Here is a 12137-nt window from a genome sequence, read left to right as displayed (position 1 = left end):
GCCACTCCTCAGAAGCCACCCAACCGGGGCAAGAACCGATCAGCCACACCCTGTCGCCCTGGGCATCCAGAACAACCCGTCCTGAACACCAACAACCTTATGGAGAACAGATGTCTGCCAAGCGCCTCGCCGAACGGCTGCGCGCCCTGCACACCGACCGCACCCTGGTGCTGCCGAACGCCTGGGACGCCGCCAGCGCGGCCCTCATCGCGCGGGCCGGCGCCCCGGCGATCGCCACGACCAGCGGCGGGGTCGCCTGGTCCGCGGGCCGTCCCGACGGCCACGGCCTGACGCGGGAAGAGATGGCCGAACTGGTCGCGCGGATCGTGCGCGTCGTCGACGTGCCGGTGACCGCCGACATCGAAGGCGGCTACGGCCTGTCCGCCGACGACGTCGCGGCGACCGTCCGCGCGATCGTCGACGCCGGCGCGGTCGGGGTCAACCTGGAGGACTCGACCGCCCCCGGCGGCCCGCTGTTCGACGTCGCGGCCCAGGTCGGCCGGGTCCGCGCGGCCCGCGACGCGGCGACCGCGGCCGGCCTGCCCGAGCTGTGGATCAACATCCGCACCGACGTCTACCTCTTCGGCATCGGCGAACCCGAGGGGCGGCTGGACGACGTCCTGACCCGCGCGGGCGCGTACGCCGCGGCCGGCGCGGACAGCCTGTTCGTGCCGGGGCTGATCGACCTGGAGACGCTCACCGTGCTCGTCAAGGAGAGCCCGCTGCCGGTGAACGTCATGGTCTGGCCGGGCGCCCCGACCGTCGCGGAGCTGGAAGCGGTCGGCGTCCGCCGGATCAGCGTCGGCACGGCGATCGCCCAGTCCGCCTACGCCGTCGCCGAGCGCGCGGCGGCCGAACTGCTGGCGCACGGGACGTACACCGCGCTGGAGGGCGGCCTCGACTTCGGGACCGTCAACGGCGCCGTGACCGGCTGATCCCCGGCCCGGGCACCGGCCGCGGCGGGAATCCGCCGCGGCCGGTGTCTACTTCGTTTTTGCACCCCGTTGATTTTCCTTGGTGGACAACCGTTTCCATCAATTAAAGCCCTGGCTTCAATCACTTCCACGACCGAGAAGAAGACCTCGAGGGAAGTGATGTGATGACCGTAGTCGAGCCGCTGTCCGTCCGGCCGCCCGAGACCGCCTCGGAGATCCTCGCCCGGGCGCAGGCTCTCGCCCCGGTGCTGCGGGACCGCGCCGAAGAGATCGAGCGGGCCCGGCGGCTGCCCCCGGACGTCGTGGACCTGCTGCGCGGCACCGGCGTGTTCCGGATGGGGTTCTCCCGCGCCCACGGCGGTCCCGAGCTGACCTCGGTCGAGCAGACCGAGGTGATCGAGGCCATCGCCTACGGGGACGCCGGCGCCGGGTGGTGCGCGATGATCGGGTCCGACACCGGTCTCTACGCCTCGTTCCTGGACCACGCCGTCGCCGAGGAGATGTTCCCCAGCCTGGACATGGCGACCGCGGGGCTGCTCTTCCCCAACGGCCGCGCGGAAATCGTCCCCGGCGGCTACCGCCTGACCGGCCGCTGGCAGTTCGGCAGCGGTGTCACGCACGCCGACTGGGTCGTCTCCGGAGCGTTCCTGTACCGCGACGGGGAGCCCGAGCACGATTCGATCCTGCTCATGGTGCCCAGGGCCGACGTCGAGGTGCTCGACACCTGGCACACCACCGGCCTGGCGGGCAGCGGCAGCTGCGACTACACGATCACCGACGTGTTCGTGCCCGCCGAGCACACGCTGACCTTCGCCGAGGTGCGCGGGGGTTCGGGTCCGCTGGCCCAGCCCGAGGTCCACATGCGGAACATGCCGGGCGTCGCGCTCGGCGTCGCCCGGGCCGCGCTCGACCACGCCACGGACACCGCCGTCGCCGCCGGCCGCGAGGACGACTACCGCACGCAGACCACGATCGCCGACTGCGAAGGCGACTTCGCGGCGGCTCGCGAGGGCGTCTACGGCGCTTTGCGGCACCAGCACGAAGTCCTCACCGCGGGCGGCACCCTCGACGACCTGACCCCGCGCGAGCGGGCCGCGCTCCCGTTGTCGCGGCGGCACGCCTTCCGCACTGCCAGGGCGATCGTCACCCGCCTCTACGACCTCGTGCAGACGTCCGCGATCTACCGGCCTTCACCGCTGGACCGCTGGCTGCGCGACACGACCACGATGTGCCAGCACATCGTGGCGCAGGACCGGATCCTGCAGACCGCCGGCGCCCACCTCCTGGGCGGCCGGCCCGCGTTCCCGCTGGCCCTCGGCATCACCTCCAGCCGGCGCTGATCCATCCCCCCACCCCAGAAAAGGAAGACACCCATGCGAAAGCTCCGGGCCGCCGTGTGCGCGGCCGCCGTGCTGGCCGTGACGCTCAGCGCGTGCAGCACCCCGGGCGGCACCACCGCCGCTCCCTCGCCGGACGGCGCCGCCGCGCCCGCCGCGGCGAACATCGACCGCGACGCGGTCATCAGCTACAGCGAGACCGAGCCGTCGAACCCGCTGGTGCCGGGCAACACGACCGAGGTCGGCGGGATCAGCGTGCTGGGCACGCTCTTCCGCGGCCTGATCGAGTACGACGCCAAGACGGCCGCCCCGCACAACGCCGTCGCGGACTCGGTCACCACGACCGACTCCAAGGTGTGGACGATCAAGCTCAAGGACGGCTGGACGTTCCACGACGGTACCCCCGTCACGGCCAAGAGCTTCGTGGACGCGTGGAACTACACCGCGTATTCCCCGAACCTGATGGCCGGCGCCAGCTACTTCTCCCACGTCGTCGGCTTCGCGCAGGTCAACAACGCGACCGCGGACGGCAAGCAGCCGGCCACCCTGCCGGCCGCCAAGGAGCTGTCGGGCCTGAAGGTCGTCGACGACAAGACGTTCACCGTCACCCTCGACGCGCCCTTCTCGGAGTTCGGCGTCCAGCTCGGCTACGCGGCGTTCTTCCCGATGCCGGCGAGCTTCTTCGCCGACCGCAAGGCGTTCGAGGCGCACCCCGTCGGCAACGGGCCGTTCAAGTTCGACTCGTACGCGCCCGGCAAGGACCTCGTCGTCAAGCGGTTCGACGGCTTCGCCGGCGCGCAGAAGCCGAACATCGGCGGCATCGACTTCCGCTTCTACACCGACCTGGACAAGGCCTACGCCGACGTCCTGGCGAACAAGCTCGACTTCCTCTCCTTCACGCCGTGGACCTCGACCCAGGGCGGCAAGATCAAGAAGGACCTGCCCGAGGACCGGCGCAAGACCTACACCTACCTCGGCTACCAGGCGATCGCGTTCCCGCTGTTCGACAAGCGCTACGACAGCCCGCAGTTCCGGCAGGCGATCTCCATGGCCATCGACCGGAAGACGCTGATCCAGAAGGTGTTCAACGGCGGTCGCACCCCGGCCGACGGCCTGGTCGCCCCGAACGTGCAGGGCCACCTGGACAACCAGTGCGGCGAGCTGTGCACCTACTCCCCGCAGAAGGCCAAGCAGCTGTTCGACGCCTCGGGTTTCCAGGGTGACATCGAGCTGACCTCGAACATCGACTCCGGCAACCAGGAGTGGATGGAGGTCATCTGCCGCCAGATCCAGGACTCGCTGGGCCGCACCTGCAAGTTCACCCCGCAGACGACGCTCGGCGACTTCCGCAAGCAGCTCAACAACCGGACCGTCACGGGCATCTACCGCTCGGCCTGGGTCGCGGATTACCCGTCGATCGAGAACTTCCTCAACCCGCTGTTCCGCACGGGCGCGGCCTCGAACGTCGGCCAGTACTCGAACCCGAAGGTCGACGCGCTGCTCCAGCAGGCCGACGCCGCGCCTTCGCAGCAGCAGGGCCAGGCGCTCTACCAGCAGGCCGAGAAGCTCGTCCTGCAGGACATGCCGACCATCCCGATCTGGTGGCAGTCCGGTACCGCGGCCTGGGCGTCCCGCCTGCACAACGTCCAGCCCACCCAGTTCCGCGAGCTCGACCTCTTCAGCGTCACCGTCAGCAAGTAGCTCCCTGCGGCGCGCCGCGACCCGGCGCGCCGCAGGTCGATCCGGAGGAAGACAGAGATGACTGTCCACGAGGTGGATGTCCTGATGATCGGGGCCGGCCCGGCGAACCTGGCGCTGGCCGTGGCCCTCGAGGAGTGCGGCCGGGCCGGCGTGGCCGGCGGCGCCATGATCCTCGAACAGTACGAAGACGTGAAGTGGCAGCGGAACCTGATGCTGCCGTGGGCGCGCAGCCAGGTGTCCTATGTGAAGGACCTGGTGACCCTGCGCAACCCGCGCAGCCGCTTCTCCTTCCTGAACTTCATGCACGAGCGCGGCGAGCTCGACGAGTTCGTCAACCTCGGCACCTTCAACCCGTTCCGCTGGCAGATCTCGGCCTATCTGCAGTGGGTCGCCGACTCGCTGGAGCAGGTGCAGGTGCGCTACAACGCCCGCGCCGAGCGGGTCCTGCCGATCCACTCGGAGTCGGGTCAGGTGCTCGGGTTCACCGTCCCGCTGTCGGACGGCGACACGATCCTCTGCCGCGACCTGGTCGTCGGCGGCGGGCGGGACGCCCACGTTCCCGAGGTCTTCCGCGACCTGCCGGCCGAGCGGGTCGTGCACAGCACCGAGTTCAGCACCCGCGTCGCTTCGACGGCGCGCCTGGCCCGTCCGGGCAAGCCGCTGCGTCCGGTGGTCGTCGGCGGGGCGCAGAGCGCGGCCGAGATGTTCATGGCGCTGCACCAGGAAGCGCCGGGCTCGTCGCCGACGCTGCTGCTGCGCGCGATCGCCCTCAAGGACTACCAGACCAGCAAGTTCGTCAACGAGCTGTTCTTCCCGTCCTTCGTGGACGAGTTCTTCACGATGTCGGACGAAGCGCGGGCGAAGGTGCTCGAAGAGATGCACCTGACCAACTACGGCGGCCTGGCCGCGCCGTTCCTCGAAGAGCTCTACACGATGCTCTACAAGCAGAAGATGCTCGGCCAGCCGGTGTCGACGATCCGCGGCTCCGCCGACGTCGTCGGCGCCAGGGCCGAGGGCGAGGAGATCGTCCTCGACGTCCGCGACCTCAAGCACGAAACCGTCGAGCAGCTGCGGTGTGACGCGGTGTTCCTCGGGACGGGGTTCGACCCGCGGATGCCGTCGATGGTCCGCGGACTGGCCGACGCGATCGGGCTCGACGCGGTCTCCGTCAACCGGCAGTACCGCGCCGACCTCGGCGCCGGTGCCCACGGTGCGCTGTACCTGCAGGGCGTCAACGAGGCGACGCACGGCATCTCCGACTCGCTGATCAGCGTGCTGGCCCAGCGCTCGGCCGAGATCGCCGGTGACATCGTCGAGCGGCGCGGCACCGGTCCCGGCGAGGACCGCCGCCGTTCCGGCGAGTCCGTGGTGGTGGCGGTATGATCGACCTCCGCCGCCTCGACCGCGCCGGCCTGGAACGCGCGTACGGGCTCGACTCCCAGCGGCTGCTGCCCTGGCCGGAGCTCAACGCGCCGTTCGAAGGCGCCTGGTGCGTCCTGCGCCCGCACACCACGTCCACCGCGCACTCCCACCACGAGTACGAGATCTTCATCGCGCTGACCGGCGCCGCCACGCTGGTCGTCGACGGCGTGCGGCACGCGTTCTCCGCCGGGGACATCGTCCGGCTGCCGCCCGGCTCGACCCACTGCGTCACCAACGAAGGCGACGAGGACTTCGAGTACTACGGCATCTGGTGGGACACCGAGATGTCCGCGCAGTTCACGGCCCGCCACGAAGCAGGCGTGTCATGAGCGCCCGGACGGTCGTCATCTCGCCCGCCCCGACGGCGAACGGCGACCTGCACCTCGGCCACATCGCCGGCCCGTTCCTGGCCGCCGACGTCCACAGCCGCTACGCCCGTTCGCAAGGCCGGGAAGTGCTGCTGGGCACGGGGTTCCAGGACACCTCGACGTTCGTGGTGACGACCGCGCACCGCCGCGGCGTCACCCCGGAGGAGCTGGTCGCCACGTCGGCGGCGCAGATCGCCGCCAGCCTCGAGGCGATGGGCATCAGCATCGACGGCTACACCGGCGACGACGACCGGTTCACCCGGTGGGTCGTCGACTTCGTCGCCCGGCTGCATTCGGCGGGGAAGCTGGAACTGCGCACGATGAAGTTCCCGTACTCGCCGAAGTCGGGGCAGTTCCTCGTGGACGGCTTCGCCTCCGGCAGCTGCCCGGAGTGCCTGGCCGACTGCTGCGCGGGGCTCTGCGAAAGCTGCGGGCAGCTGGTGGCGGCGGGCGACCTGCTCGACGTCCGGTCCACTTTGGACCCGTCGGATCCGGTGGAGCTGCGCGAAGCCGACGTGCTCGTGCTGCCGGTCGAGAAGTACCGGGCCGGGCTGCGCGCGCACTTCGAAGCGCACGCGTCCGGCCTGCGCCCCCACATGGCGCAGGCGATGGCGGCGATGCTGGCGCGGCCGCTGCCGGACTTCCCGGTGACGTACCCGACGTCGTGGGGCATCGAGGTGCCGTTCCCGGAGGTCGCCGGGCAGCGGGTCAACCCCAACGCCGAGCCGATGGCGTGGAGCATGCACGCCACGGCGCTGGCGGCGGGCCCGGCAGCGGGATCTTCGGAAGACGAGCTGTGGCTGGCCGGGGCGGGGTCGGAGGTCGTGTACTTCCTCGGGTTCGACAACATCTACCCGTTCGCGATCGCCGGGCCGGCGATGCTGCTGGCGCTGGACGGCCGCTACGACCTGCCGGCGCGGTACCTGACCAACGAGTTCTACGAGCTGGACCACAAGAAGTTCTCGACCAGCCGCGGGCACGTGGTGTGGAGCCGCGAGCTGGCGGCGGAGGTGCCGCGGGACCTGATCCGCTTCCACCTGGCGGCGACGAGTCCCGAGCACCAGCGGACCAGCTTCAGCCGGGACGCGTTGTCGCGGGTGACGTCCGCGCGGCTCGTCGAGCCGTGGAACCGGGTGGCGGACAAGGTGAACCGGTTCGTCGGGCTGGGCCCGCTGCCGGTGTCGCCGCGGTCGCGCCGGACGGCCGCGCGGATGGCTTCGCGCTTCGCCGAGTCCTACGAGCTGGCCGGGTTCAGCTTGAACCGCGCGGCGGAGACGATCACCGAGCAGCTGGCCCGCCTCGACGCCCGCGTCGTGACGGGGGCGGACGCGGGCGACTTCTGCTTCGAGGTCGACCGCCTGGTGCGCGGAGCGGCGCCGATCCTGGTGGATCTGGCGGCGCGGGTGCTGGGGGAGGACGCGGGAGCGGACGCCGAGTCGTTCACCCCGGCGGCCCTGCCGCGGCTGAGGGAAGCGGAGGCCGGCCGATGACCGCGGGCAGCGCGTCACTTTCCCGTGAAAGTGACCACCAGACGCGGAGCTTTCACGTGAAAGCTCCGCCGGTGGTCACCCCGGCCAGCGCGGGCCGGGGTGACCTCGGAAAGGCCCGCGCGGGCCGTTCCGCACCGACCGCGGGGCTCGGGGGCGGCGCCGGCCAAGCCGCACCCCCGGCCGGCGACGTCCTGCTGGGCACGGACTACTCCGTGCCCGGCCTGGGCACCGCCTCCCACGCCGGCCGGCCCCCGCGCCCCGGCCGCGGCGCCCTCCGCGTCGTGGTCGTCGGGGCCGGGATCACCGGGCTGCTCACCGCCATCCGGAGCGTCCTCGCCGGGCACCACGTCGTCCTGCTCGAACGCGGGCCCGTCCCGCACCCCGGCGCCACCTCCTTCGACCAGCACCGGGCGCTGCGGGCGCTGGTCGTCGGGGACCGCGTCGCCACGCGGAAAGCCGCCGAGCTGCACCGGCGGTGGCGGGAGCTCGACGCCCTGCTGTGCGACCACCTGCCCGGGGCCGGTCTCTACCGGCGCGTCGGCGTCCTCCAGGCGCTGCCGCCCGGCCAGGTGCCCGCCGCCGTCACCACCGCGGGCGCCGCCGGGGTGCCGGTCCGGATCGTGCACCCCTCCGACTACCCGCTCCTCGGGTTCCCGAGGGGCAGCGGGGCCGTGTACGAACCGCACGCCGGGACGCTGCTCGCCGACCGCGTCCTGCACGCGGCCGCGCGGTGGCTGCGCCACCACCCGGACGCCGAACTGCGGCCCGGCCGGGAGGCCGTCGCCGTGGACGCCGACCGGGCGCGGGTGGACCTGGCCGACGGCACCTCGGTGTCCGGTGACGTGGTGGTCGTCGCCACCGGTCCGTGGACCGGGGCACTGGTCGACGCACCCGTCGCCCTGCACCGCCAGACGATGGTCTACCTGCGCCCGCCCGCCGCGCTCGCCCACGCCTGGGCGGCGACGCCCACCGCGGGCGGCCTCGGCGCCGACGGGCGGGCGTGGCTGCTGCCCTCGGTCGCGGGCACCCTGCTCAAGGTCAGCACCGACGCCGTCCGGCGCGAGGTGAGCACCCTGGCCGGCCCCGACGACGACGCGGGCTGGGCGGCCCGCGTCCTCGCCGCCGGCGTCGTGTCCGATGTGGACGGTTATGACGTCGTCCGCGTCAAGCACTGCCACTACACCACCGCCGAAGGCGGCGACACCGGCTTCGTCCGCATCGGCGCCGCCGCGTGGGCCCGGCCGGCCAGCGGCCCGGACGGCTTCCGCACCGCCCCGCTCGCCGCGGACGCCGTCGTCGCGGAGTTCGCCGCTCTCGCATCTTCGACCCGAAGGGACCTTCGATGACCACGAACCCGGGTGCGCTGCTCGTCATCGGCAGCGGCCTCAAGCTCTACCGCGAATACCTCGTCAAGTCCGTCGCCGAGCGGGCCCGCGAGGCCGGCCTGCGGCTCGTCCTGATCAACAACCTCAAGCCGACCTGGCAGCACGAGTACTTCGACGACATCACCGTGGTCAACGTCTTCGACCACGCGCTGCTCGCCGAAACCGCCCGTGAGCTGGCCGGGAACTACACCGTGGCCGGTGTGCTCTGCTGGGACGAGCCGCTGGTCATGCCCGCGGCCGAGCTGGCCGACGAGTTCGGCGTGCCGGGCCTGAGCATCCCCGGCGTGCACGGCTGCCGCGACAAGCACAGCTGCCGCGTCCGGCTCACCGCCGCCGGCCTGCCGCAGCCCGGCTTCCACCTCGCCGCCGACCTCGACGACGCCCGCGCGGCGGTCGCCCGCATCGGCTTCCCGGTGGTCGTGAAGCCCCGCGCGCTGGGTGCCAGCATGGGCGTCTCGCTCGCCCGGGACGCGGCCGAGTTCGACGCCGCCTACCGCGTCGCCCACGAGGCCAGCCTCGTCGGCGACGAGCCCTACCGCGGCGGCGCCATCATCGAAGGGTTCGCCGACGGCCCGGAGATCAGCATCGACGGCGCCGTCCACAAGGGCGAGTACCTGCCGATGTTCATCGCCCGCAAGAGCACCGGGATGCCGCCGTTCTTCGAGGAGACCGGCCACCTCGTCGACGCGGGCGACCCGCTGCTGCACGACGAAGAGCTGCTGCGCGTCCTGGCCGACGCCCACCGCGTGCTCGGCATCGAGAACGGCATCACCCACACCGAGGTCCGGCTGACCGAGCGCGGCCCGGTGATCATCGAGGTCAACGGCCGCCTCGGCGGCGACCTGATCCCGTTCCTCGGCAAGACGGCGACCGGCATCGACCCGGGCAGCGTGCTGTTCGACGTCGCCACCGGCCAGCGCCCGGACGTCACGCCGACCCGCTCCGGCGTCGCGGGCATCCGCTTCGGCTACCCCGACCACGACTGCGTCGTGCACTCGGTCGAGGTGCCGTGGGAGGCGGAAGGGCTGGTCACGGCCTCGCCGATGGTCGAGCCGGGCACCACGCTGCGGCTGCCGCCCGGCGGCTACATCGCGCGCCACTCGTTCGTGGTGTGCCGGGCGAAGGACGCCGAGACGTGCCGGCAGCGGCTGGCGCACGCGGCCTCGCTCGTCGAGGTCGAGGCCGTCGAGATCGAGCCGCCGCCCACCGGCACCACCCTGGCGATGCCGGCCGGACTGCTGGACGTGGACGAATGAGCATCCACTACGACGGCCGCCGGTTCCAGAGCCTCGGCGGCGGAGACGGCACGTACGCGGAGTACCGCCAGCAGGGCGACCTGGTCTGGGCCGAGTTCGCGGGCGGGCACGTCCTGCGCGGCACGGTGACCGGCACCTGCGACCCCGCCGGGGTCCTGCGGCTGGCCTACACGATGGTGCTGAGCAGCGGCGAGGTGATCGCCGGGCACAGCACCAACACCCCGCAGTGGCACGGCGGCACGCTCGTGCTGCGCGAGGTCTGGGAGCGCTACGGCGAGCACGCGGCCACCGGCGTCTCCTACCTCGAAGAGGTCTCGCTGGAGATGAGCGCGTCATGACCAGGTGGGACGCCCTGCGCGGCCTGGGCGAACTCCGGTTCCCCGGCGACCCCGGCTTCGCGGCCGCGGCGCCGGTGAACCGGCGGTTCGCCGCCACCCGCCCGGCGGCGGTGCTCGCCGTCGCCGGCGCCGGCGACGTCGCCCGGGCGATCGAGTGGGCCCGGACGGAGTCGGTGCCGGTGTCCGTCCGCGGCGGCGGCCACAGCTACGCGGGCCACTCCACGGGCCCCGGCCTGGTCCTGGACCTGCGGCGGCTGTCCGGCATCCGCGTCGACCGCGGCACCGGGCTGGTCACCGTCGGCGGCGCGACGCCGATGAAGGCGCTGTACGCGGGGTTGCGGCCGTGGGACCTGACGTTCCCGCTCGGCAACTCCGACACCGTCGGCATCGGCGGCCTGACCCTCGGCGGCGGCGTCACGACGATCTCCCGCGCGCACGGTCTCACGTGCGACGCGCTGGTCTCGACCGACGTCGTGCTCGCCTCCGGCGAGGTCGTCACGGCGTCGGCCACGGAGAACCCGGACCTGTTCTGGGCGTGCCGCGGCGGCGGGGGCGGGAACTTCGGCGTCAACACGAGCTTCACGTTCCAGGCGCGGCCGGCCCCGGCGGGCTCGACGTGCGTGGTGCTCTGGGCGTGGCCGCACGCGGTCGAGGTGCTGGCCGCGCTGCAGGAGGTCATGCTGGCCGCGCCGCCGGAGTTCTCCGCGCGGATCGGCATCGCGCGCTCGGCGGGCGACGACGGCGTCGTCTCCGTGGTCGGTCACCACCTCGGCCCGGCAGCCGAACTGCGCGAGCTGCTGGCGCCCGCGTTCGCCGTCGCGGCCCCGGACCGCGCCGACCTCGAGGACCGTGATTTCTGGGACGCCGCGAGGTTCCTGCACCACTCCAGCGAAGGCGGCGCGTTCGCCGTCCGCACGCGGTGCACGCCGCACGCCCTGCCCGACGCGGGGCTGGAGGCGCTCGTCCGGGCCGTCGAGAAGTGGCCCGGCAGCGGCAACCCCGACGGCGCGGGAGCGGCGCTGTTCGCGTGGGGCGGGGAAATCTCCCGCGTCGCGACCGCGGACACCGCGTTCCCGCACCGGGACACGAAGTTCCTGCTGAGCCTGGACACGTCGTGGACCGAGCGGGACGCACCCGGCGTCGTCGCGGCGAACCTGGACTGGCTGCACGCGCTGCACGCCGAGACGGGCGAGTTCGCGCCGGACGCCTCCTACGTCAACTTCACCGATCCGGACCTCGAGGACTGGCGCGGCGCCTACTACGGGCCGAACGCCGCCCGGCTCGCCGAGGTCAAGCGCCGGTACGACCCGGGCCGGTTCTTCTCTTCACCGCAGGGGTTGTGATGCCTGATCTCCGTGGTGCGATGCGCACCTTCGCGACCGGCGTGTGCGTCGCCACGACGTACCGCGACACCCCCGGTGGCCGGCGCCACGACGCCGTCACCGTCAACTCGCTCGGCTCGATTTCCCTGGACCCGCCGCTGGTTTCGCTGTCGTTCCGGCGCGAGTCGGCGTTCCTCGAGGACCTCCTGGCGACCGGTCGCTGGGTGGTGTCGATCCTGCCGGCGGACGCGCGCGACGTGGCCCGCCGGTTCGCCGGGCCGCGCGCTACTCGAGTCGTCGACGGCTTGCCGGCGAAACCGGGGGAGCGCACGGGCGCGCTCGTGCTCGACGGCGCGAGCTGGCTGGAGTGCGCGCTGGCCGAACGGTTCGACCTGGGCGACCACACGCTGGTCGTCGGCGAGGTGCTGGCGACGGGCCACGACCGGAACGCGCCGGCACTGGTGTTCGTGCACGGCGGCTACCACTCGGTCACCGACCCGCGGCACGTGTCCGGGCCGGGGCAGTGGGGGGAGGCGCTCTGAGGAGGTCGTGTCCGAATCTGGCTAGCCCGGGCGCGCGCGGC

General features: G+C 72.5%; 11 protein-coding genes. All 11 read left to right on the top strand.

The features are described from left to right. Window positions 1-110: 110 nt before the first annotated feature. The 11 genes from ACWEVP_RS45660 to ACWEVP_RS45610 all read left to right on the top strand — a co-directional run bounded on the left by ACWEVP_RS45660 (window position 111) and on the right by ACWEVP_RS45610 (window position 12096). Window positions 111-935 carry an isocitrate lyase/PEP mutase family protein gene (locus ACWEVP_RS45660; protein WP_452068854.1) on the top strand — a complete coding sequence of 275 codons (825 nt, stop codon included), beginning with the start codon at window positions 111-113 and terminating at the stop codon, window positions 933-935. Window positions 936-1099: 164 nt separating this feature from the next. Beyond that, entirely contained in the window at window positions 1100-2275 is a 1176-nt protein-coding gene (locus ACWEVP_RS45655) for an acyl-CoA dehydrogenase family protein (protein ID WP_452068853.1), read from the top strand. A gap of 33 nt (window positions 2276-2308) precedes the next feature. After that, complete coding sequence (locus ACWEVP_RS45650; protein WP_452068852.1) at window positions 2309-3973, top strand: peptide ABC transporter substrate-binding protein; 1665 nt, start codon at window positions 2309-2311, stop codon at window positions 3971-3973. 57 nt (window positions 3974-4030) lie between these two features. Further along, window positions 4031-5356 carry a SidA/IucD/PvdA family monooxygenase gene (locus ACWEVP_RS45645; RefSeq protein ID WP_452068851.1) on the top strand — a complete coding sequence of 442 codons (1326 nt, stop codon included), beginning with the start codon at window positions 4031-4033 and terminating at the stop codon, window positions 5354-5356. Continuing rightward, window positions 5353-5724: a cupin domain-containing protein gene (locus ACWEVP_RS45640; protein WP_452068850.1), complete on the top strand. Its 372-nt coding sequence runs from the start codon at window positions 5353-5355 to the stop codon at window positions 5722-5724. Before ACWEVP_RS45645 ends, ACWEVP_RS45640 begins: the two co-directional genes overlap by 4 nt. Next, window positions 5721-7253: a class I tRNA ligase family protein gene (locus tag ACWEVP_RS45635; protein WP_452068849.1), complete on the top strand. Its 1533-nt coding sequence runs from the start codon at window positions 5721-5723 to the stop codon at window positions 7251-7253. Before ACWEVP_RS45640 ends, ACWEVP_RS45635 begins: the two co-directional genes overlap by 4 nt. Before the next feature lie 56 nt (window positions 7254-7309). Continuing rightward, the gene (locus tag ACWEVP_RS45630; protein WP_452068848.1) at window positions 7310-8599 is read left to right on the top strand and encodes an NAD(P)/FAD-dependent oxidoreductase; all 1290 of its coding nucleotides are present in this window, start codon (window positions 7310-7312) and stop codon (window positions 8597-8599) included. Next, complete coding sequence (locus ACWEVP_RS45625) at window positions 8596-9894, top strand: ATP-grasp domain-containing protein (protein WP_452068847.1); 1299 nt, start codon at window positions 8596-8598, stop codon at window positions 9892-9894. The genes ACWEVP_RS45630 and ACWEVP_RS45625 overlap by 4 nt, the downstream gene beginning before the upstream one ends. Then, window positions 9891-10232 (top strand): hypothetical protein, encoded by a 342-nt coding sequence (locus tag ACWEVP_RS45620; protein WP_452068846.1) that lies wholly within the window; start codon window positions 9891-9893, stop codon window positions 10230-10232. The genes ACWEVP_RS45625 and ACWEVP_RS45620 overlap by 4 nt, the downstream gene beginning before the upstream one ends. Beyond that, a complete protein-coding gene (locus tag ACWEVP_RS45615) occupies window positions 10229-11575 on the top strand; it encodes an FAD-binding oxidoreductase (protein ID WP_452068845.1) in 1347 nt (448 codons plus the stop codon). Before ACWEVP_RS45620 ends, ACWEVP_RS45615 begins: the two co-directional genes overlap by 4 nt. After that, window positions 11575-12096 carry a flavin reductase family protein gene (locus ACWEVP_RS45610; RefSeq protein WP_452068844.1) on the top strand — a complete coding sequence of 174 codons (522 nt, stop codon included), beginning with the start codon at window positions 11575-11577 and terminating at the stop codon, window positions 12094-12096. The genes ACWEVP_RS45615 and ACWEVP_RS45610 overlap by 1 nt, the downstream gene beginning before the upstream one ends. The last annotated feature ends 41 nt before the right edge of the window (window positions 12097-12137 follow it).

It is taken from the genome of Amycolatopsis sp. NPDC003865 (genome assembly GCF_053605345.1).
This window is presented reverse-complemented; position numbering and strand designations above follow the sequence as displayed.

What these genes read in the sequence shown, in the direction of transcription:
- ACWEVP_RS45660 (WP_452068854.1), top strand. Translation starts at nt 111, where the DNA reads ATGTCTGCCAAGCGCCTCGCCGAACGGCTGCGCGCCCTGCACACCGAC.
- ACWEVP_RS45655 (WP_452068853.1), top strand. Translation starts at nt 1,100, where the DNA reads ATGACCGTAGTCGAGCCGCTGTCCGTCCGGCCGCCCGAGACCGCCTCG.
- ACWEVP_RS45650 (WP_452068852.1), top strand. Translation starts at nt 2,309, where the DNA reads ATGCGAAAGCTCCGGGCCGCCGTGTGCGCGGCCGCCGTGCTGGCCGTG.
- ACWEVP_RS45645 (WP_452068851.1), top strand. Translation starts at nt 4,031, where the DNA reads ATGACTGTCCACGAGGTGGATGTCCTGATGATCGGGGCCGGCCCGGCG.
- ACWEVP_RS45640 (WP_452068850.1), top strand. Translation starts at nt 5,353, where the DNA reads ATGATCGACCTCCGCCGCCTCGACCGCGCCGGCCTGGAACGCGCGTAC.
- ACWEVP_RS45635 (WP_452068849.1), top strand. Translation starts at nt 5,721, where the DNA reads ATGAGCGCCCGGACGGTCGTCATCTCGCCCGCCCCGACGGCGAACGGC.
- ACWEVP_RS45625 (WP_452068847.1), top strand. Translation starts at nt 8,596, where the DNA reads ATGACCACGAACCCGGGTGCGCTGCTCGTCATCGGCAGCGGCCTCAAG.
- ACWEVP_RS45620 (WP_452068846.1), top strand. Translation starts at nt 9,891, where the DNA reads ATGAGCATCCACTACGACGGCCGCCGGTTCCAGAGCCTCGGCGGCGGA.
- ACWEVP_RS45615 (WP_452068845.1), top strand. Translation starts at nt 10,229, where the DNA reads ATGACCAGGTGGGACGCCCTGCGCGGCCTGGGCGAACTCCGGTTCCCC.
- ACWEVP_RS45610 (WP_452068844.1), top strand. Translation starts at nt 11,575, where the DNA reads ATGCCTGATCTCCGTGGTGCGATGCGCACCTTCGCGACCGGCGTGTGC.